Raw genomic sequence first — 22,285 nt, forward strand, 5'->3', positions numbered from 1 at the left:
ATTCCCCCTTACAAATTTTCACCTGTTGTTGTCATTACCAGTTTTCCATGCTTTACTCCTTTTGTGCTTATAATTTCATCTGCAATTTTTGTAATTTCTTTTGAAGTGCCTTTTACTACCATTACTTCGAGGCAGTTGTGCTTATCCAAGTGTACGTGCATTGTTGAGATTATGTTTTGATAGTGCTTGTGTTGCATATCTGTCAGTTTGTCACTTATTTCCCTCACTTCATGATTAAAAACATAAGTAATTGTTCCAATAGTTTCTACATCCTCTGCTTCCCACTGATTTTCCACGATAAAATCTCTTATCAAATCTCGTATAGCTTCAGACCTGTTGTTGTAATTTTTTTTCTTTATAAGCTCGTCAAATTGATAAAGAAGTTTTGATTCCATTGAAACTCCAAAACGTGTTATTTCTTCCAGACTTATCACTCCCATAAAATAGTGTTATCTTCTTAAAAATAATAACACTATTTTATGGGAGAGTCAATTTAAAAATTAACTAAAGTCTTCGCTTTTATGCGTAGAATGCATTGCGGGAGTAACTACGGGAGCCTGCAGACAAGAGCATAAAAGCAGAAGGCTTAATTTTATCATTGGAGGCACTATCGTATATCTTGCAATAAAAAATACGAACTGTGTTTAAAGTTGCTATTGGAGAGATAGATTTTTGGTGGTAGTTATATTATTTGTGATGATTAAATTTTTAGTAAAAATATTTAATAAGTGAGATGAGTGTAAAAATTTTTCACTCTTTTTTAATTATAAAGCTCTTGTGATATAATAAAATAAAGTTAGTTACAATACAGGAGGTAGAGTATGCCACTTAATGTAGTACTTGTTGAACCTGAGATACCACAGAACACGGGGAATATTGCAAGGACTTGTGTACTTACGGGCAGCAGGCTTCATCTTGTAAAACCTTTAGGTTTCAGTATAGACGAAAAATACGTAAAAAGAGCTGGCTTAGATTACTGGCCTCTTTTAGACCTTACTGTTTACGATAATCTCGAACAATTTCTTGAACAAAACAAAGGGAAAAAGTTTTATCTTGCTACCACAAAGGCTAGAAAATATTATCATGATGTGAAATATGAAGACAATTCTTATATACTTTTTGGGAAAGAAACTGCAGGACTTCCTAAGTGGTTGATTGAAAAATACTACGAGGATTGTATACGGATACCAATGCATGAAGTGATATCTACAAGGTCTTTAAATTTGTCCAACTCTGTAGCTATAGTACTGTATGAGGCCTTGAGACAACTGGGTTTTCCTAATATGAAATAAAAAAATTGAGGGATGATTATGAAACGAAAGATTATTCATGTTGATATGGATGCTTTTTTTGCATCTGTAGAACAACATGATAATCCGGAATACAAAGGGAAACCTGTTATTGTAGGAGGTCTGTCGGGAAGAGGGGTAGTTTCAACTTGCTCCTATGAGGCAAGAAAGTACGGAATACATTCTGCAATGCCGATGTACATGGCAAGGAAGCTATGTCCACACGGTATTTTTCTTTCTGTAAGGAGAAAAAGATATGAAGAGGTTTCAGCTCAAATTTTTGATATCCTGTACAGTATAACTCCTTTAGTGGAACCTGTTTCTATAGATGAAGCCTATCTTGATGTTACAGATATTGACAAAAATCCAGAGATTATTGCCCTGGAAATAAAAAAGAAAGTGAAGGAAACGACAGGACTTACTATTTCTGCAGGAGTTTCCTATAATAAATTTCTTGCAAAACTTGCCTCAGATTGGAATAAGCCAGACGGATTTATGGTCATAACAGAAGACATGATTCCCGACATTTTAAAACCACTTCCCGTTTCCAAAGTTTATGGTATAGGGCAAAAATCCGAAGAAAGACTTAAATCTATGGGAATAAATACAATAGGTGACCTTTTAAAACTGTCACAGGAGAATCTTGTTGAAATTTTTGGTAAAGTAGGTGTGGAGATATATTTAAGAATCCGTGGCATTGATGAGAGGCCTGTTGAAACTATGAGGGAGATTAAGTCTATAGGAAAGGAAAAAACATTGGAAAAAGATACAAAAGATAAAAAACTTTTGCTTCGCTATGCGAAATTATTTTCCGACATAATATCGGAAGAATTGTTTAGAGAGAGGCTTTATGCCAGAACAGTTACTGTTAAGATAAAAACATCAGATTTTACAGTTCACACCAAAAGCAAAACTTTAAATAAATATATACGATTAGGTGAGGACATATACGATGTAGCCTACGAAATTATTGAAAGTCTAAAATTAGACCAATATATAAGGCTTATTGGTCTATCTGTTTCTAACTTGAGTGCAGTAAAATATGAGCAATTGTCCTTTTTGGATAAAAGGGTTATTAAATTTATTAAAGCAGAAAATGTAGTTAGAGAAATAAATAAAAAGATGGGGCAGGAAGTAGTGAAAAAGGCAAGTGAACTTTTAAAAGAGGAAACGAAGCAACGGAGGGATTAAATTGGAAGCAAAAGAGAGGCATAAGCGCAATGTTGCTAAAGAAATTATAGAATTGGCTTGGCCTTCTATAACAGAACAAATGCTTATAATGACAGTTGGAATGGTGTCAACTATATTTGTAGGTCGAATAAGTGCCAGTGCAATTGCGGCTGTTGGGATGATTAATTCCCTTATTTTTTTCTTTCAGGCAATCTTTTCAGGGCTTGCCACTGGTTCCACAGTAATTGTAGCGAGGCTTATTGGTGAAGAAGACAAAGAAGGGGCTCGCCTTGCAGTTATGCAGTCCCTTATTATGAGTATTGCCATTTTTATAGGACTCACTACTTTGGGCTATATTTTTGCAGTACCTATTGTTAAAACCTTCTTTGGAAGTGTATCCCCTGATGTTTTTAAATTGGCTTTAATGTACTATAGAATAGTGCTTTTTGGTCTACCTTTTGTGATAATTGATATCATCATAGACTCCCATGCCGCAAATGCAGCACCAGCAGAGGATGAAAATGTCCTTTTTTGATGATATAATCAGTACAGCGGCTGGTGAAGAAAGGTCGTTCTTACCTTGGTGCTTTGAGCCCGACTCATAGACAGACTCCAACGACCAGGTGCACCACAGATTGTTGCTCCCTTTACGGGAAGCACGCAGGATAGAATAACCCCTTATGGTTGTTGCACCAGCTCTTCAATTTTACAGTCGCTATCGTTCAAATTTTAAAAAAGGAGTTGGCTCTTTCATGGATTTAGTTTACTCTCACGTTTGCGGATTAGATGTCCATAAAAAGAATGTCGTAGCTTGTATAATAACACCAGAAGGTAAAGAAATCCGCACTTTTTCAACTATGACCGATGACCTTATTGCATTAAAAGAATTTATTAAAGCTAAAGGTTGTTCTGTTGTTGCTATGGAAAGTACCGGCTCTTATTGGAAACCTATTTACAATCTACTTGAGCTTGAGAGCATTAAAATCCTACTCGTCAATGCTAAGCATATTAAAAATGTCCCTGGTAGAAAAACCGATGTAAAAGATGCTGAGTGGATAGCAAGTCTCTTACAACATGGCCTTTTGCAAGGCAGCTTTGTGCCAGATCGTGAACAAAGAGAACTTCGCGAGCTTGTACGCTATAGAAAAAGCCTCATTGAAGAAAAATCAAGAGAACTTAATCGCATACAAAAGGTTTTAGAAGGAGCTAATATCAAACTGTCTTCGGTAGTCTCTGATATCAACGGGGCATCCAGTCGTTCTATACTTGAGGCTATTATAAATGGTGAAGAAAATCCCGAAACCCTGGCTGAGCTTTCTCAAGGCAAGCTAAAAAATAAAATGGATGAACTAAAACGCGCTTTAAAAGGCTTGATCAATCATCACCAAAGGATGCTTCTGGAAATACAGCTTAGACATATTGATTACCTTGATGAAGAAATAGCAAAATTAGACGAAGAAATTAAAAATCGAATGCTCCCTTTTGAAAAAGACCTGGCACTGCTGGATACAATCCCTGGAGTCGGAAGAAGAACTGCAGAACAAATAATAGCCGAAATCGGCACGAATATGGAACAGTTCCCCTCTGCTGCCCATTTGTGTTCTTGGGCAGGGTTGTGTCCAGGTCATAATGAAAGTGCTGGTAAACAAAAGTCTGCAAGAACTCGAAAAGGTAACCAAAAATTGCGAAGCTCTCTTATTGAAGCTGCCAGAGCTGCCTCAAGGGCAAAAGATACTTATCTCTCAAGTCAGTACCACCGCATCGCTGCTCGAAGAGGAGCAAACCGTGCAGCAGTTGCAGTGGCACATAGCATTTTAATTATAGTTTATCATATTCTCAAGCAAAAGCAACCATATATTGAATTAGGTCCTACTTATTATGAAGAGAAAAAGCGTAATATGATTATTCGTCAATCTTTAAAAAAGCTAGAGTCTTTAGGCCTTAAGGTCACGGTCGAATCTGCAGTGTCTTAACTTTTAATTTAACTTTATTAACCATTTATTTATCCCATATTTTTACATCGGTATGGGTTTAGTTTTTTGTTGCCTTTTTGAGAGACACTATTTTCAGGATAGGTGGGGCTTTAAGAGGTGCAGGGGATACCAAAACCCCAATGTACATAACTGCTACAGTAAATGTGATAAATCTTTTGTTAAATAGCACGCTTGTATTTGGAGTAACTTATCAGAGTAGATATTTAATACCTCCTTTAGGAGTAAAAGGTTCTGCACTTTCTGCTACAATTTCAAGAATAATAGGAGGTTTTTTGCAGTTATATGTTTTATATTTTGCTAAAAGAAGGATTAATCTTGATATAAAAGAAAAGATTCGATTTGACTTTAACATGATGATGAGGATTATACGAGTAGGAATACCAGCTTCTTTAGAGCAGGTAATAATGCAAGGTGGTTTCCTTGTAATGCAAGTTATCGTTTCCACAATGGGGACTATTGCAATTGCTGTATATCAAATAGGTATGAATGCTAATAGTCTTGCTTTTATGCCTATATTTGGATTTTCAATAGCGGCAACCAGTTTAGTGGGACGGAGTCTTGGTGCAAAACATTTTATGTTAGCGGAAATATACGCAAAGGTTTCAAGAAACATTGCTGTTGTTGTAATTTCTGTTATAGGTGTTTTTATGTTTATATTTTCAAGGCAGCTTGCAGCGCTTTATACTACTGATCCTATTGTTATAAAAATGGCATCGGATATTATTAGGATTTTTGCTGTTGTGGAACCTTTGCTTGCTATATTAAATGTCATGGCAGGAGTATTAAGGGCTGCAGGCGATATTCCTTATATTGTTCTCTCGGCTTTTATTGGTTTATGGCTTTTTAGAGTGACAATTGGTTACACTCTGGGAAAAGTATTTGGTATGGGAGTATATGGAATATGGATTGGTATATGTATCGACTTTGTTGTAAGGTCAGTAATGTATAGCTATAGGTTTAAAGCGGGTAGATGGAAATATATAAAAGTTTAGACTACACAAATTTATCACATATTCTTAATTTTTACATAACAATTTTTTGATATTTTAATTATAACATCAATTTTTTAGAAGAGGTGGATTTATGAAGAGGAAATATTTATATGCGATTGTTGCAGTATTAATCATTGGAATTGCCACTTTTTACTTTGTAAACAGGGCAAAATCATCACAACCCCAGCAGCTTTCATATGTTACAGTTACTCGTGGTAATATTTCTATGGAAGTCACTGGAACAGGAAACTTAAGTGGCGATGTAAGAGCAATTACGTTAAAAGGCAGTGGAACAGTAAAGAAAGTGTATTTTAAGGTAGGAGATACTGTAAAGAAAGGAGACCTATTATACGAAATTGAAGATGACGATTTAAATAATCAGCTTGAAGAAGCCAAATTAAATCTTGATTTAGCACAGCAGCAATTAAATCAAGAAAAGCAAAATTATAATAATAGCCTTGCTAAGTTGAGTATAACTGCACCTTCTGATGGAGTTGTACAGGTATTAGTAAAAGAAGGACAGGATGTTACTCCAGGTATGCCTGTTGCAATAATTGGGGATAATTCAAAAGAGAATGAAACTGCAGAAAATAATGGGCAAACTACTCAAAATTCAGTTAATGTTACAGCACAAATTGCAGGTACAGTAGAAAAAGTATATGTGTCCCAGGGACAAAATGTAAAAAAAGGCCAACTTTTAATAAAACTATCCTCGAATAATATAAGTGATGCACAAATAAAAAATGCCGAATTAAAACTGAAGCAAGCACAAAACCAGTACAATCAGATTTTGCAACAAATTGATAACTTAAAAATTTACTCTCCTATAGATGGGAAGATCCTTAGCCAAAATATAAACGAAGGAGATATACTAGGTACTTCTGTAGCGAGCACTAACATAAGCAATACAAATAGCCAATCGCAGCAAGCAGGTTTTGTGCCCGTTTTAGATATAACACAATTATCTACTTATGAGAGTCAACCAGAAACTGCGGTAATAGTGGGCAATTCTAATTATGTTGTCAATCTTTCTGTTGACGAGACAGACATAAAAAATATAAAAGTAGGGCAGCAAGCACAGCTTACAACAGATAATTTACCGGGTAAGACTTTTACCGGTACTGTTTCACAAGTATCACAACTTCCAACAATACAAAACGGAGTAGCTTCTTATAATGTAACTATTGAAGTAGAGCCAAGTGAAGACTTACTTTTAGGAATGTCAATGAATGTTTCAATAACTGTTGCAGAAAAACAAGATGCTTTAATACTTCCTATACAAGCTGTTCAGACAAACGGTGATAGAAAATACGTAATACTCTACACAAACGATTTAAAAAATCAAAATATCAATAGCACTAACAATAGCACTAATAACAGGAACTCTTTCAGGAACAACATGCGATTTGTAGAGACAGGCATATACAACGACAACTTTATAGAAATCGTGAGCGGTTTACAGGAGGGAGACAAAGTATTAATTCCAACCCTTAATTCTTCAACAAACGCAAATAACAGTAATCTAGGTGGTTTTGGTGGAATGGGTGGCTTTAGGCCAGGAGGCAATTTCAACGGGAACAGCACAAGCCAAGGTGGTAGTTACCCAGGCGGAAGCTTTAACAGGACATGGCAAAATAACTCTTCCCAAGGGAGGTAAATGATGGATAGTGTTTTGATAAAAATAAGGAATTTAACAAAGATTTACAAAATGGGGGAAAATGAAGTAAGAGCGTTAGATGGTATAAACCTTGACATTGAAAAAGGAGAATTTGTCTCAATTGTTGGTCAATCAGGTTCAGGCAAAACCACTTTAATGAACATAATAGGCTGTTTAGATGTAAAAACTTCTGGAGAATATTTTTTAAATGGCATAGATACAAGTAAACTTTCTGACAATCAATTAGCAGATTTAAGATGTAGTGAAATAGGGTTTGTTTTTCAAAATTTCAATTTGCTTCAAAAAATGACGGCTTTAGAAAATGTGGAATTGCCTATGATATACAAAGGTGTGCCTACAAAAGAAAGGCGGCAAAGAGCGGAGATGCTTTTAGAGATGGTAGGACTTAAGGAAAGGATGCACCATAGACCTAATGAATTATCAGGAGGTCAGCAACAAAGAGTAGCAATAGCAAGGGCACTAGCAAATAATCCCCATCTCATATTGGCAGATGAACCAACGGGAAACTTAGACTCAAAAAGTGGTAGTGAGATAATGAAAATAATAAAAGAGTTAAACGAGAGAGGAAATACAGTAGTACTCATAACGCATGATCCTAATATAGCTGCACAAGCCAAAAGAATAGTAAGAATAAAAGATGGGCGCATTTTAGAAAACGAGGTGGTAACACCGTGAGATATGTAGAAGCTTTGAAAATAGCTATACGCAGTATTTTAAGCAATAAAATGAGGTCTTTTCTCACCATGTTGGGGATTATAATAGGTGTCACAGCTGTTATAGCCTTAGTAAGTATAGGCCAAGGCTCTACAAGAAGTGTTACTTCTCAGATACAGAGTATGGGTTCAAACCTCATAATGGTAAACGTAATGGGGAGAGGGGGAGAAAGCTCTTTAACTTATGACCAAGCCATTGCTTTAAAAGACTCAAGCTTTATAGCTGCTATATCTCCGGTCATATCTACCAGTGTAACGGCTATGTACGGAAATAATTCAGTGGACAACACAACAGTAAATGGAGTTAATGGAGATTATCAATCAATACGCGATCTACAAGTAGCAGCTGGCAGATTCATTTTGCCGATGGATGATGAAGGAAGGAACAAGGTGGCAGTTCTTGGCAGCAATGTAGCGAGAGAGCTTTTTGGCTTTACTGACCCTATTGGCAAAACTATAAAATTAAATGGCCAAAACTTCACGGTAGTAGGTATTTTGTCCCAAAAAGGTTCTTCAATTGCAGGTTCTGATGATGATTCAATATTTATACCCCTTAAAACAATGTTCTACTTTGCGAAAAATAGAGATATAAGACAAATATATATAGAAGCAACAAGTCCAGATACCGTTGAACTCGCTAAAAACGAAATAAACAGCAAACTGCTAACTATATTTAAAGGCGATGCAAATGCCTTTAGAATAATTGATCAATCACAAATTTTATCTACAGTAAATAGTGTTACTGCTACATTGAGCTTGCTCCTTGGAGGAATTGCAGGAATATCCCTTTTAGTCGGTGGAATAGGCATAATGAACATAATGCTTGTATCTGTTACTGAAAGGACGAGAGAGATAGGGATAAGAAAAGCATTAGGAGCCAAAAAGAAAGATATATTACTTCAGTTTATAATTGAATCATTAACTTTAAGCGGATTAGGAGGAATAGTGGGAATTATAGTAGGATACGTATTGTCGATGGTACTAGGCTCAGCTATGAATATAAATGCTAAGCCTTCTCTCTCTACAGTATTAATATCCTTTTCCTTCTCAGTAATTGTAGGATTGTTCTTTGGCGTATATCCTGCAAATAAAGCTGCCAATTTAAATCCAATTGAAGCTCTAAGATATGAATAAAATACAAAGAAAGAGGGCATAAATTTATCAATTATAATGCTTGTCAATAAAACGTTGGTGGATTGGCTTATAAATCACAAAGCAAAGTAGATAAAAATTAGGAGAGTACATAAAAAGTCAAATGTAAATATATAAATAGCCTGTAAATGCAGGCTATTTTTTAATCATAAGTTATGTGGTAAAATATTTTTAAATCTAAAAATTTGAGGGGGTTTTATTGTGAGGCTTGTGAGAATAGATAAAGCGTTGAATGAATATGGAATAATTGAAGGGGATAAAGTTATTGCATTTGGAAGTGAAGGTTTCAATTCTTACAACTTGGAGGAAGTAAAGCTTTTGCCCCCTTGCCTGCCTACAAAAGCTATATGTGTAGGGTTAAATTATAGGGATCATATAGAGGAAATGGGGGACAAAGAGCCGGAGGAACCGACATTATTCATAAAACCTTCAACAGCAGTTATTGGCCCTGATGATTTTATAGTTATTCCTAAGATGTCAGAGAGGGTTGACTATGAGGGGGAATTGGCTGTTGTCATAGGCAAAAGAGCGAAAAATGTGTCTGAAAAAGATGCGTTAGATTATGTCCTTGGCTATACGATAGCTAACGATGTAACTGCGCGGGATTTGCAGGCAAAAGATGGCCAATGGACAAGAGCGAAGTCTTTTGACACTTTTTTGCCCATAGGCCCTTGGATTGAGACAGACTTAGACCCATCTTCTTTGGACATAACTACATATGTAAATGGTGAAGTAAAGCAAAAAAGTAACACCAGACACCTCATATTTAACGTTCCAAAACTTGTAAGTTTTATATCCCACATAATGACTTTAAACCCTGGCGATGTCATATTGACGGGGACACCTTCTGGTGTTGGTCCATTAAAACCTGGTGATGTTGTAACTATTGAAATAGAGGGAATAGGTAAACTGACAAACAGAGTAAAATAAAATCAAATGTCATGCAGGGCTTATTTTAGCTGCTGCCAGTTTTGTGTTGTTAAGTACTGCAATGAAAATATTGAAGCAAGTGAAAAAGATAAAAATGAAACAGACTTAAAATTTAAATATGGGAATACTGATTATGCGTTAAAAATAACAGTGTCAGGGGAAGGAACGAATATTTGGGTTGAAGGAAAATAGAAAGTAGAAATTTGCAAAGTTTATGGTGAGTAATATACAAGGGGACGTTTTGTTTATCTTATTAACAAAGGGAGTGTCCTCTTGTATTTTTTTTATCTTTATCAATAGTAAATAATGTGGTAACATCTATATAGATAAGTTTTTGGGAGTTGATTTTATGGGTATAAGGTTTATATATGGAAGAGCAGGTACAGGCAAGACTTATTTTTGCCTCCGTGAAATAAAAGAAAAAATAAATGACGGCAATAGTCATCCTCTTATACTTTTGGTGCCAGAGCAGTTTACTTTTGAGGCAGAAAAATATCTTCTTGAGACAGTGGAAAAAGATAGAAAGATGAGGGCGCAGGTTTTAAGCTTTAAAACTTTGGCAAACAGAGTTTTTACAGAGGTTGGAGGGCTTACACGTCAGCACGTCAACTCTTGTGGCAGGTCAATGGTGATTTACAAGATAATGGAGGATTTAAAAGAAAACCTTAAAGTTTATTATAAAGCTTCAAGACAGCAGGGGTTTATAAAAAAGATTTCTGAGGTAATAACAGAGTTTAAAAGGTTTGAAGTCACACCAGAAAAGCTTATGGATACAGCTGAAAGTATACAAAAAGAAGGTTTAAGGGAAAAGTTAAGAGAGTTAAGCTTGATATATGGCAAATTTGATGAACTTCTTCATCAAAAATACATAGATGAAGAGGATGCTCTTACATTGTTAGCGGAAAAATTGGAGTATTCTGAGCAATTTAAAGGTGCAGAATTCTGGATAGATGGTTTTACGGGGTTTACACCAAAACAGTACAAAGTTTTAGAAAAGCTTCTCAAAAAAGCTGCCAGAGTAAGTGTCACTCTCACAATGGACACATCGAAAGATTCAATAGATAACACAGACCTTTTTTACACTACCAAGAAGACAGAAGATAAATTGCTTAAAATATGCTATGAAAATAATATTTCTTATGAAAAACCTGTAGATTTAAACGAAGGTGTGCCAAAAAGATTTGAAAAAAATGAAGAAATGGCTTTTTTAGAAAAGCATCTTTTTTCATATCCTTACAAGATTTATAGTAAGGATACAAAAAATATAAGCCTTTTTAAGGCAGTGAATGTTTACAGTGAAGTAGAAGAAACAGCAAGAGAGATAATAAGGCTTGTAAGAGATGAAAATTTACGTTATTCAGATATTGTAGTTACTGCAAGGGATTTAAAAAGATATCACAAACTTATAAAAACTATATTTTCCCATTATGGAATTCCACATTTTATAGATTTAAAATTAGACATAAAAAACAATCCTATTATTGTCTACATAACTTCCCTTTTCGAAATATACTTAAAAAATTGGTCTTATGAATCGGTTTTCAGGCACCTAAAGACTGGTTTTACAAATCTGAATAAAGAAGATATAAGTTTTTTAGAAAACTATGTCTTAGCAAACGGCATAAAGGGCGGCAAGTGGAAAGAAGAATGGAAATATAGTTTTAGAAATAGACTTGACAAGTTATTCGATGATCAAGATGAAAAAGAAGCTTTAGAAAAAGTAAATACAATAAAAAACGGCATTTCGGAACCTCTTAATAAGTTTTATAAAGACTTTTCCAATGCAAATACGGTTAGGGAAGCCTGTGAGATTTTATACAATTTTTTAGTAGAAAGGGATATTCCACAGAGGATAGAAAATCTCATTAGAGAGTTCAAAGAGAATAAAGAGTTTGAGATAGCAAATCAATATTCTCAAATTTGGGACATAGTTGTGGATGTATTGGATCAGATGGTAGAAGTTATGGGAGAAGAAAAAATCAACATAGACCTTTTTTCTAAAATCTTAGACATTGGGTTTGAAGCATACCAGATTGGCAGTATACCGCCAGCTTTAGATGAAGTTTTAGTAACGAGTGTTGACAGGATGAAAAGCCATAATGCAAAAGCCCTTTTTGTAATAGGGGCAAATGATGGGATATTTCCTGCTTCCTCTTTTGAAGAAGGTATACTTACAGATGAAGATAGGCAGATTCTAACTTCTTATGAGGTAGAACTGGATAGGGATACGAAGGCTAAGGTGTTTGAAGAACAATTTTTGGTTTATACAGCTTTGACCTCCACAAGTAAATTTTTGAGGATAAGCTATCCTATTGCAGACCATGAGGGTAGGAGTTTGAGGCCTTCTATAATAATTTCAAGGTTTAAGAGGATTTTCCCTCAAATTACGCAGTTTAGCAATGTAATAGAGATGGATACAGATGAGGAAAACTTGCACCGTGTTTCTTCTCCTGATCCCACTTTTAATGAAATGATAAAATCTTTCAAAGAATGGGATATAAAAGATAAAATAAATTCCTTGTGGTTAGATGTGTACAATTGGTATTCAAATAAAGAAGTGTGGAGAAAAAGGATAGAGAAGGTGCTTGAAGGATTTAATTATTCTAATCAAGTTAGAGTAATTCCTTCTGCTAAAATAAAGAGACTGTATAAAGATGAGATAAACTTTAGTGTTTCACGACTTGAAAAATATGCTGCCTGTCCTTTTGCCTATTTCGTACAATATGGACTTAAAGCCAAAGAAAGAAAAATTTACAGTTTTGATCCGCCAGACTTGGGAATCTTTATGCACAATGTTTTAAACGAAGTCTCTAAAGCATTGGAAAAAGAGGATAAGACGTGGGAGGATTTAGATAGAGAGTATTGTGATGAGGTAGTGAACATTGTAGTGGATAATATGCTAAAAGGTGTATCTGAACACATTCTAAAGAGCAGTCCCCGTTATGAATATCTTTCCAAAAGACTTACAAGGGTACTTTCAAATGCAGTTTGGGTGATTTCTGAACACATAAAGAGAAGTTCTTTTATTCCTTCAGGACATGAGGTTGCATTTGGGGAAAACCAAATGTATCCACCTATAAAAATAATTCTGTCCAATGGAGAAGAGATAAATCTTATAGGTAGAATTGATAGGGTAGATGTGTTTGAAAAAGGCGAGGAATCTTATATAAGAATAATAGATTATAAGTCAGGCAACAAAGAATTAAAACTTGAGGATGTATTTTATGGTTTAGAGCTTCAGCTTTTAATATATTTGGATGCGATATTAGAAAGTGCGGATAAAGAAAATACAGATATCAAACCGGCAGGCATATTTTATTTTAGAATAGATGACCCGATTGTGAAGGCTGATAAAGATATAACTGACGAAGAACTGCAAAAAGAAATTTTAAAAAAGCTGAGATTGGACGGCCTTGTGCTTAAAGATGCCGAAATAATAAAGGAGATGGACAAATCTATAAATGGTACTTCATATATAATTCCTGCTTCTATTAATAAAGACGGTACAATAGGCAAGAAAACAAAGGGAGCTACAAAAGAACAGTTTGAACTTTTAAGAAAACATGTAAAAAATATGATAAAAGATTTGGCGGAACAAATGATCAATGGCAATATTTCTATTACTCCTTATAGAAAAGGAAAAGAAACTGCTTGCAAGTATTGTCCTTACTCTTCTGTATGCAAATTTGAAACCAATTTTGAAGGGAATAAATACATGTTTATAAAAGAGCAAAAAGAGGAAGAGATTTGGAATATGTTACAAAAGGAAGTGAATAAAGATGGGGACAAAGTGGACTGAAGAGCAGAAACAAGCTATTACGACAAGAGGAAGCAATCTTTTAGTTGCGGCAGCAGCCGGTTCGGGTAAGACGGCTGTCTTGGTAGAGAGGATTATAAATCTCATAACAGATGAAGAAAATCCTGTAGACATTGACAGGTTGTTAGTTGTTACTTTTACAAATGCTGCTGCATCTGAGATGAGGGAGAGAATTGCAGAGGCTTTAATTGCCATATTGGACCAAAATCCGGAGGATAAAAGGCTGGCGAATCAGCTGACACTTCTTAACAAGGCTACTATTACAACAATCCATTCCTTTTGTTTGGAAGTAGTCAGAAATAACTTTTTTTTGCTGGATTTAGACCCTAACTTTAGAATTGGAGATGATACAGAAACCTTGCTTTTGCAATTGGAAGCGTCAGAAGAACTTTTTGAAGAGATGTATGCTAAAGAGGATAAAGATAAGGAAGGTTTTTTGACATTGGTGGAAAGTTATGGTGGCACAAAAGATGACCAAGATTTGCAGGACATCCTATTAAGACTTTATGGATTTGTGAGGTCTCTCCCTTGGCCTGAAAAATGGCTAAAGGATGTGATTAACACTTTTAGAGTAGAGGATAATTTCAAATTTGAAACTTCAAAGTGGGCTGAGGTTATATTGGATAGTTTAAAAGTAGAAATATCTGGGATTTTAAATACCATGCTTGTGGCTGTCGACAAACTCAAAAACGAGGCGGGGCTTGAGGGATATTTTCATGCTTTTCAGAGGGAAGCTTATGAAATAGAGCAGCTCCTCCAATATGATAATTGGAATGAATTTAAAAATCACATACAGGCAATTGAGTTTGAAAGGCTTCCCAATGCTGGTAAGGATGCAAATAAGAATGTTAAAGAAGAAGTTTCAAATATAAGAAAAAAAGTAAAAGATAAAATAAAAGAAATAAAGGAAAAGTTTTTTTCTGACAGCGTAGAGGAAATAAAAGATGAAATAAAGGCTTTGTACCCTATTATGGAAGCTTTGGCGGATTTAATACTACTTTTTGATAAAAAGTATAAGGAAAAGAAAAGAGAAAAAGGAATAATAGATTTTAACGATATTGAACATTTTGCACTTCAAATTTTGACTGAGATTGATGAGGAAGGAGACGTAAATCCTTCAGAAGTAGCTTTGCATTATAGAGAAAAATTTGAAGAAATATTTGTAGACGAATATCAGGACTCAAACCTGATACAGGAGGAGATACTTAGTATAATCGCAAGAGAAAATCCTCCCAATAGATTTATGGTAGGAGATGTAAAGCAGAGTATATATAGATTTAGACAGGCAAACCCTTATATATTTTTTGAGAAATACAATAGCTATTCTCTTGATACAGGAGAAAAGAATCAAAAAATACTGCTGTATAAAAATTTCAGAAGTAGAATAGAAGTTATAGAAGCCATAAATTATATTTTTAAAAAGATAATGTCAAAAAATATAGGGGAAGTAAACTATACAGAAGAAGAAAAATTAAATTATGGGGCAGAGTATGAAATTCCTCCCGAAGATTCTGTTACAGGTGGTGCCGTAGAACTTCACCTTATAGAAAAACAAAAGGTTGAAGAGGAAGTAGAAGAAAAAGAGGAGGAAAAAAATGAGGAAAAAGATTTTGAGGAGGAAGAGGAGGACTTAATTGATGATATACAGGTAGAAGCAAGGGTTGTAGCAGAGAGGATAAAACAGCTTTTTTCACAAAATTTTATGGTTTACGATAAGAATATAAAAAGTTACAGAGCAGTTGATTACAGGGATATTGTAGTATTACTTAGGGCTACTGACAGGTGGGCACCGGTATTTTTGGAGGAACTGACACAGGCAGGTATTCCAGCTTTTGCAGATACGGGCACAGGATATTTTGATACAACAGAAATAAAGACTATAATATCTCTTTTACAAGTGATAGATAATCCAATGCAGGATATACCATTGTTAGCTGTGCTTCGCTCTCCAATCTTTTCTTTTACAGAAGAAGAGCTTATTGACTTAAGATTAGAGGATATGGAGAAAACCATATATGAAGCAATCAAAAAAGCTTCTCAAAGGGAAGACGAATTAGGTGAAAAGGCTAAGAATTTTTTAGATACACTGAAAAAGTGGCAGGAAAAGGCTGTTTATATGCCTGTTGATGAATTTCTTTGGTATTTATATAAAGATACTGGTTATTATTCTTATGTTGCTGCTATGCCTCAAGGGGTTCAGAGGCAGGCAAATTTGAGGATTTTATTTGAAAGAGCTAAACAGTACGAGGAAACCAGCTTTAAAGGCCTTTTTAACTTTATAAATTTTATCAACCGACTTAAAGTGAGCAGTGGCGACATGGGAAGTGCTAAAATTGTCGGAGAAAATGAGAAAGTTGTACGGATCATGAGCATACACAAAAGCAAAGGCTTAGAATTTCCTGTGGTGATAGTTGCAGGGTTGGGCAAGCAGTTTAACACAAAAGACCTATATCAAAAGATTCTGTACCATCACTTTTTAGGATTAGGTCCTGAATTTGTAGATTTTAGAAGAAGGATTTCTTATCCCAGCATTGTAAAAGAGGCTATAAAGTATAAGATAAAGTTAGAAGGCCTATCTGAAGAAATGAGGGTTTTGTACGTTGCACTGACACGGGCAAAAGAAAAATTAATACTTGTAGGAAGTGCAAGAGATATAAAGAAAAATGTGAGGAAATGGGCAAATGCGGCAATTTTGCAGGAAAAGGTTTCTGAATATGATATTTTAAATGGCAAAAGCTACATGGATTGGATTGGAGCAGCTGTTATAAGGCACAAAGACTTAGAACCTTTACGAGAGTTTGCAGGTGTTTCTCTTTCTGAAGAAGAAGACGCTTCAAAATGGGAAGTAAAACTATGGAATAAAAAGGATGTGCTTTTAGAAAAAGAGAAAAATGACAAAGTAGATGTGGTGGAAAGACTAAGAAGTTTAGACTTGGATGCCCACTACAGCGAGTTTTACAAAGAAGTTGAAAGAAGGTTAAACTATGTATATCCTTACGAAAAAGCATGTTACCTACCTGCCAAGCTTTCTGTGACGGAGGTTAAGCGCATTTTAAATGCAGAAGTAGTTGACGAAGATACCACATCTATTTTTGAAAGAGAAGTTTTAAAAACACCCATATTTTTAGAAAAGAAAAAAGGACTAACTGCAGCTGAAAAAGGTATAGCTATGCACCTTGTCATGCAAAAACTTGATTTAGATAAGGATTTGTCTTTGGAGGGTATTAAAGAACAGATAAAAGATATGGTAGATAGAGAGATATTAACAGAGGAGCAAGCAAAAGAAGTGAATATACATAAAATCGAAGGATTTTTCAAAACCTCTCTTGGGGAAAGGATGCTAAGTTCAAAAAATGTAAAAAGAGAAGTGCCTTTTCACATTAAATTGAGCAGCAGGGAGATTTACAAAGATTTGCCTGAAGAATACGAAAATGAGTTTATACAGGTGCAGGGAATTATTGATTGTTTCTTTGAAGAAGAGGATGGTTTAGTTTTAATAGATTATAAAACAGACTATGTACAGGAAGGCAAAGTAGAAGAAATTAAAGAAAGATATAAAGTTCAGATAGAACTATATTCAAAGGCATTAGAGAATATTACAGGCAAAAAGGTAAAAGAAAAATACATTTATCTATTTTTCAATGGGAACATTTTGGAGTATTGATAGACATGCGTCAAACAGAGGGGACGGTTCTTTTTGTTTGGCTCAAACAAAAGGAACCGTCCCCTCTGTTTGGTATAAGTTTTATGATATAATAAGCTTGTAACAATTGTTTATCGTTTCTAAGTGAAAGATAAAATATTAAGGGTGATAAAATGAAGATTTTACATACTTCAGACTGGCATTTAGGGAAGGCTCTTGAAAATTTTTCGAGGATTGAAGAGCAGGAGAAATTTTTAGAGGATTTTGTTAATATAGTTGAGGAAAATGATGTGGATTTGGTTATAATTGCTGGAGATGTTTATGATTCTTTTAATCCTCCTGCAAAAGCGGAAACCCTTTTTTACAACACTTTAAAAAAGCTTTCTAATGGAAATAGGGTGGTTTTGGTTATAGCAGGGAATCATGACAATCCTGAAAGGCTTTCTGCTGCCAGCCCTCTTGCCTATGACCAAGGTGTTATACTTTTAGGGATACCCAAAAGCATTGTGCCTACTGGGGATTTTGGAAAGTTTAAAATTTTAGACTCTGGTGAAGGCTTTTTTGAAATAGAAATAAAAGGAGAAAAAGCGGTAATTATAGCTTTGCCGTATCCCAGCGAAAAAAGGCTAAATGAAATTTTTACAGCGGAATTGGATGAAGAGAAAAGACAGAAAAGTTACTCTGAAAGAGTTGGTGAAATTTTTAATGACCTTTCTAAAAAATACAGAGAAGATACTATAAACATTGCGGTATCTCATATTTTTGTTGCAGGAGGAGAGGAGTCAGGTTCAGAAAGGCCCATTCAGTTAGGAGGAAGTTTTACAGTAGAAATAAGGCACCTGCCACAAAAAGCGCAGTACATAGCTCTCGGACACCTTCACAAACCCCAGAGAATTTCTTCTACTCTTCCTGCTTATTATTCTGGTTCCCCTCTTCAGTACAGCAAAAGTGAGATGAACCATTCTAAATGTGCTTATTTAGTAGATTTAAAGGCAGGAGAACCTGCACTTGTGAAGGAAATATATTTTAAAAATTACAAGCCTATTGAAGTGTTTAGGTGTAATGGTATAGAGGAAGCTTTAGAGATTTGCAATGAATACAGGGATAAAGATATATGGGCATATTTCGAGATTAAAACTGAGTTTCCACTGCCTTCTTCAAAGATAAAAGAAATGAAGAGCATATTACCGGATATAGTTGAAATAAAGCCAATTTTGCCAGAGGATGAGATGGAAATTGAAGACTATGAGATAGATGATAAAAGTGTAAAGGAACTTTTTGAAGAATTTTATTTAAAGGAAAACAAAGTTTCTCCAACAGAGGAGGTTTTAGAACTTTTTATGAGTATAGTAAAGGAAGAGGATGAGGAAGATGAGACCTCTGAAGCTTAAAATTGCTGGGCTTAATAGTTTTGTAGAAGAACAAATTATTGATTTTGAACTCCTAACAGAAAAAGGACTTTTTGGCATATTTGGTCCCACAGGAAGTGGAAAATCCACTATTATAGATGCAATTACTCTTTCAATGTACGGGAAAATTCCCAGAAATAGCAAGGATTTTATAAATACTCAATCTACATCTATGTCTTTGACATACCAGTTTGAAATAGGTGTTGATGGGGCAAGAAAAAGGTATATAGTTGAGAGAAATGTAAAAAGGGACGCAAAAAGCGGCGGTTATAAAACTACATTAGCAAGACTGCGGGAAATAGGGGAAAGTGGAGAAAGAGTTTTGGCAGAAAAAGATAGGGAAGTTCAGCAAAAAATAGTGGATTTAATTGGACTTACAGCAGAGGATTTTACTCGTTCTGTAGTGCTTCCACAAGGGAAATTTAGTGAATTTTTAAAGCTAACAGGCAAAGAAAGAAGGGACATGTTAGAGAGGATTTTTGGCTTAGAAAAGTATGGAAGCAAATTACTTGTTAGAATAAGAGATGTAAAGAGAGAAAAAAGTAATTTATTGAATGAGGTAAATGCGAAGTTAAGTCAGCACGAAGGTGTTACTAAAGAAGCATTGGAAGATTTAAAGAAAAAGTTTGAGATTTTAAAAGAAGAAGAGAAAACTTTAAAAGAACAAAAGGATAAATTAGATAAAGAAAGGGAAAAACTTAAAGGGATATGGGAAAAACAGCAGGAGTTAAATCAATTTTTGCATAAGAAGGAAGTCTTAGACCAGCAATTAAAAGAAATAGAAGATAAAAAGGAAAAGTTAAAAAAAGCGGAAAAGGCATTATCAGTAAAACCGTATATAGACTCTTTAGTGGAGACAGAGAAAAAACTCATTTTAAATCAAAAGGATGTGGAAAAGTATTCTAAAGAGTTGGAGGAGGCTGAAAAATTACTTGAGAAGGTAGAAAAAGAATATGAGGCTTCATTAAAAGAAAAGGAAGAAAAAATTCCTCTCATAATTGAAAAGGAAGAAAGGCTTAAAAGGGCTTTTAAACTGAGAGATGAGATAAAAAAGATTAATAGTGAAAGGGAGAAACTTGTAAAGGAGTATAAAGATTTAAAAAAGCAGATAGATGGGATAGAAAGAGAAATAAAAGCCCTGTCCGATTCTATAGATATAGCAAAAAGACAGTTGGGTGAGAAGGAAAAAAGAATTAATGAAATTAAAGTTGATTCGAATAAAAGGGAAAAAATTTTTGCTGCTTTTGAGATTCAGAAAGAGTTTGAAAGGGCAGACAAAGAGAAAAAAGAAAAGGAGAAAAGAATTTTAGAATTAAAAGAGCTAATAGGTAAGCAGCAGAAAGATATTGAAAAAATAGATAATTTATTGAAACGAAAAGAAAAAGAAATACAAGAGGTTGACAATAATATAAAAAAACTTGAAATGCAAAAGCCTCCCACAAATGAAGACCTTTTGGACCTGCAAAAAAGTTTAGAAAGAAAAAGAGTAGAAATTTTAGAATTGAAAGAAAAAGAAAAGTTAAAAAATGAGGCGGAAAATAATTTAAAAGAAATTTTAAAAATAAAAGAAGAAATAAATAATGAGATAAAAGAGATTGAAGAGAAATTAAAAAATAAAAATAATAGTTTGGAAGAAGTAAAAAAAGATATAGAGGAACTTGTAAAAAACAACATGGCAGGTGAACTGGCAGAGGGATTAAAAGAAGGTGTTCCCTGTCCTGTCTGTGGTTCGATTCATCATGTAAGATTGGCACAAAAGGTAGAGGAAGACTTAATAAAAGAAAAGCAGGAAATAAAGGCAAACTTAGAAAAGGATATAATGGACTATCAAAGTAAGCTTTTTAAATTAAAAGGTGAATTATCAGGAATAGAAGTCAAAGAAGAGATGTATAAAAAAGAATATGATAAACTGTGGGATATATTAAAAGACATTAACCTTTTAAAGTTAGAAGAAGAATTAAATAAGATGGAGTCTGATTTTATACAGTGGAAAGAAAAATTAGAAAAATGGAATAAGAGTAAGGAAGGATTAGAGACCTTAATTAAAAAATTAAAGGAGGAAAAAGCAAGTTTAGATTTAGAACATACAAGATTAAAAGAAGGTATAAATAAAGATATTAGCCTTTTGAAAGAGTTTGAGTCTTCTCTTGAGGCTATTAGTATAACTTACAGTGAATTAGAAGGTCAGTTAAGAATATCAAGGGAAGAATTGGGGATTTCAGATTTTAAAGAAAAAGTGGAAGAAATAAATCAAAAAGAGAGGGAAATAGAAGGCCTGAGGAATGAAATAGAGAATTTTAAAAATACGATTGAAGAATTGACAAATAAAAAGGAAACCCTTTCAAACAATCTCAATGCTCTTTCAATAAGGAAAGGACAGATAGAGGAAATAGGTAAGGAAAAAAGTAAAAACCTTCGGGAGAGGCAGCAGGAGTTTGATTCTTTATCAGAAGGTAGAGACATAGAAGAATATTTAAAAGAGATTCAGTATAATAAAGAAAAAATTACAAAAATGGAGAGTGTTTTAAAAGAAACTTTAGAAAAGGCAAGAAAGGATAAACAAAATATAGAGAGTAAAAAGATATCTGCCTGTAAGAGTCGGGACCTTTTAAATAATATGTTTAGGGAACAAAGTGAAAAATTAGAAAATGCTCTATTAGAAAAGGGATTTAAGGATAAAAAAGAGGCTTTGGAGTATTTATTAGACAGTGAAAATATTAAAAAAATTGAGGAAGAAATTAAGAATTTTGAAAATGAATATGTATCTGTAAACAAAAGTATAGACAGACTGATGGAGATATTAAAGGGGCAGAAAATTAATGAAGAAGAATGGAATCAATTAGAAGAAAGCATTAAAGGGTTGGAACAGGTCTTAAACGAAAAAAGGAAGGAAATAGGCGCTACAGAAAAGGCTATTTCAGATATGCAAGAGAATTTGCAAAAAGTAGAAGAATTTACAAAGCAGAAAAAGGAATTAGAGCGTGTAGTGGATATATTAAATGAATTGGACAATCTTTTTCAGGGAAATAAATTTGTAGATTTTATTGCCGCAAGACAGCTTAAATATATAACCTTTTTTGCATCAAAAAGGCTTAAGGAAATAAGCAGGGGAAGGTATGCCCTTGAGATTGATTCAGACAACAATTTTGTAATGAGAGATGACTTCAATGGCGGAGTAAGAAGGTCTGTAGATACTTTATCTGGCGGTGAAACTTTTTTGACATCCCTTTCTTTGGCTTTGGCTCTTTCTTCTCATATACAATTAAAGGGAAGAGCACCTTTAGAATTCTTTTTCTTAGATGAAGGTTTTGGAAGTCTTGATGCGGAACTTTTGGATATAGTGATGACCTCTTTAGAAAGGCTTAAAAAAGACAAAATGGTAGTGGGCATAATAAGCCATGTAGATGAATTAAAAGGCAGAGTACCTGTAAAACTAATTGTTACACCACCTGCCGTCTCTGGCGAAGGGAGTAAGGTGAGAATAGAATATACATAGAG

The 22,285-nt window shown here is 34.4% G+C and carries 13 protein-coding genes and 2 pseudogenes; 14 read left to right on the top strand and 1 reads right to left on the bottom strand.

The features are described from left to right. Positions 1-8: 8 nt before the first annotated feature. Positions 9-425 carry a nickel-responsive transcriptional regulator NikR gene (gene nikR, locus TETH514_RS00975; RefSeq protein WP_038016399.1) on the bottom strand — a complete coding sequence of 139 codons (417 nt, stop codon included), beginning with the start codon at positions 423-425 and terminating at the stop codon, positions 9-11. A gap of 396 nt (positions 426-821) precedes the next feature. Here nikR and trmL point away from each other — a divergent pair, with 396 nt between their 5' ends. The 14 genes and pseudogenes from trmL to TETH514_RS01045 all read left to right on the top strand — a co-directional run bounded on the left by trmL (position 822) and on the right by TETH514_RS01045 (position 22,283). Then, positions 822-1,292 (top strand): tRNA (uridine(34)/cytosine(34)/5-carboxymethylaminomethyluridine(34)-2'-O)-methyltransferase TrmL, encoded by a 471-nt coding sequence (gene trmL, locus TETH514_RS00980; protein WP_003867100.1) that lies wholly within the window; start codon positions 822-824, stop codon positions 1,290-1,292. Between the two features lie 18 nt (positions 1,293-1,310). Then, complete coding sequence (locus tag TETH514_RS00985) at positions 1,311-2,480, top strand: DNA polymerase IV (protein WP_003867099.1); 1,170 nt, start codon at positions 1,311-1,313, stop codon at positions 2,478-2,480. 1 nt (position 2,481) lies between these two features. Next, positions 2,482-2,940: pseudogene (locus TETH514_RS00990) on the top strand (MATE family efflux transporter); the annotation flags it as partial. A 271-nt stretch (positions 2,941-3,211) separates the two neighbouring features. Then, entirely contained in the window at positions 3,212-4,432 is a 1,221-nt protein-coding gene (locus TETH514_RS00995) for an IS110 family transposase (protein ID WP_003869923.1), read from the top strand. Positions 4,433-4,530: 98 nt separating this feature from the next. Beyond that, positions 4,531-5,445, top strand: a pseudogene (locus tag TETH514_RS01000) (MATE family efflux transporter); the annotation flags it as partial. A gap of 91 nt (positions 5,446-5,536) precedes the next feature. Further along, positions 5,537-7,102 (top strand): efflux RND transporter periplasmic adaptor subunit, encoded by a 1,566-nt coding sequence (locus TETH514_RS01005; protein WP_009051918.1) that lies wholly within the window; start codon positions 5,537-5,539, stop codon positions 7,100-7,102. A 3-nt stretch (positions 7,103-7,105) separates the two neighbouring features. Next, entirely contained in the window at positions 7,106-7,798 is a 693-nt protein-coding gene (locus TETH514_RS01010) for an ABC transporter ATP-binding protein (RefSeq protein WP_003867095.1), read from the top strand. Continuing rightward, entirely contained in the window at positions 7,795-8,970 is a 1,176-nt protein-coding gene (locus TETH514_RS01015) for an ABC transporter permease (RefSeq protein ID WP_003867094.1), read from the top strand. The genes TETH514_RS01010 and TETH514_RS01015 overlap by 4 nt, the downstream gene beginning before the upstream one ends. A gap of 219 nt (positions 8,971-9,189) precedes the next feature. Next, the gene (locus TETH514_RS01020; protein WP_003867093.1) at positions 9,190-9,918 is read left to right on the top strand and encodes a fumarylacetoacetate hydrolase family protein; all 729 of its coding nucleotides are present in this window, start codon (positions 9,190-9,192) and stop codon (positions 9,916-9,918) included. Positions 9,919-9,924: 6 nt separating this feature from the next. Further along, complete coding sequence (locus TETH514_RS01025) at positions 9,925-10,110, top strand: hypothetical protein (protein WP_003867092.1); 186 nt, start codon at positions 9,925-9,927, stop codon at positions 10,108-10,110. Between the two features lie 157 nt (positions 10,111-10,267). Then, positions 10,268-13,717, top strand: a complete 3,450-nt coding sequence (gene addB, locus TETH514_RS01030; protein WP_009051917.1) for a helicase-exonuclease AddAB subunit AddB — start codon at positions 10,268-10,270, stop codon at positions 13,715-13,717. Then, the gene (gene addA, locus TETH514_RS01035; RefSeq protein ID WP_009051916.1) at positions 13,698-17,399 is read left to right on the top strand and encodes a helicase-exonuclease AddAB subunit AddA; all 3,702 of its coding nucleotides are present in this window, start codon (positions 13,698-13,700) and stop codon (positions 17,397-17,399) included. The genes addB and addA overlap by 20 nt, the downstream gene beginning before the upstream one ends. Before the next feature lie 152 nt (positions 17,400-17,551). Further along, entirely contained in the window at positions 17,552-18,769 is a 1,218-nt protein-coding gene (locus TETH514_RS01040; RefSeq protein ID WP_003867086.1) for an exonuclease SbcCD subunit D, read from the top strand. Next, a complete protein-coding gene (locus TETH514_RS01045) occupies positions 18,750-22,283 on the top strand; it encodes an AAA family ATPase (protein WP_009051915.1) in 3,534 nt (1,177 codons plus the stop codon). Before TETH514_RS01040 ends, TETH514_RS01045 begins: the two co-directional genes overlap by 20 nt. The last annotated feature ends 2 nt before the right edge of the window (positions 22,284-22,285 follow it).

Origin of the sequence: Thermoanaerobacter sp. X514 (assembly GCF_000019065.1) — a bacterium.
Classification (GTDB): Bacteria; Bacillota; Thermoanaerobacteria; order Thermoanaerobacterales; family Thermoanaerobacteraceae; genus Thermoanaerobacter; species Thermoanaerobacter pseudethanolicus.

What these genes read in the sequence shown, in the direction of transcription:
- trmL (WP_003867100.1), top strand. Translation starts at nt 822, where the DNA reads ATGCCACTTAATGTAGTACTTGTTGAACCTGAGATACCACAGAACACG.
- TETH514_RS01005 (WP_009051918.1), top strand. Translation starts at nt 5,537, where the DNA reads ATGAAGAGGAAATATTTATATGCGATTGTTGCAGTATTAATCATTGGA.
- TETH514_RS01010 (WP_003867095.1), top strand. Translation starts at nt 7,106, where the DNA reads ATGGATAGTGTTTTGATAAAAATAAGGAATTTAACAAAGATTTACAAA.
- TETH514_RS01025 (WP_003867092.1), top strand. Translation starts at nt 9,925, where the DNA reads ATGTCATGCAGGGCTTATTTTAGCTGCTGCCAGTTTTGTGTTGTTAAG.
- TETH514_RS01045 (WP_009051915.1), top strand. Translation starts at nt 18,750, where the DNA reads ATGAGACCTCTGAAGCTTAAAATTGCTGGGCTTAATAGTTTTGTAGAA.
- TETH514_RS01040 (WP_003867086.1), top strand. Translation starts at nt 17,552, where the DNA reads ATGAAGATTTTACATACTTCAGACTGGCATTTAGGGAAGGCTCTTGAA.
- TETH514_RS00985 (WP_003867099.1), top strand. Translation starts at nt 1,311, where the DNA reads ATGAAACGAAAGATTATTCATGTTGATATGGATGCTTTTTTTGCATCT.
- addA (WP_009051916.1), top strand. Translation starts at nt 13,698, where the DNA reads ATGGGGACAAAGTGGACTGAAGAGCAGAAACAAGCTATTACGACAAGA.
- TETH514_RS00995 (WP_003869923.1), top strand. Translation starts at nt 3,212, where the DNA reads ATGGATTTAGTTTACTCTCACGTTTGCGGATTAGATGTCCATAAAAAG.
- addB (WP_009051917.1), top strand. Translation starts at nt 10,268, where the DNA reads ATGGGTATAAGGTTTATATATGGAAGAGCAGGTACAGGCAAGACTTAT.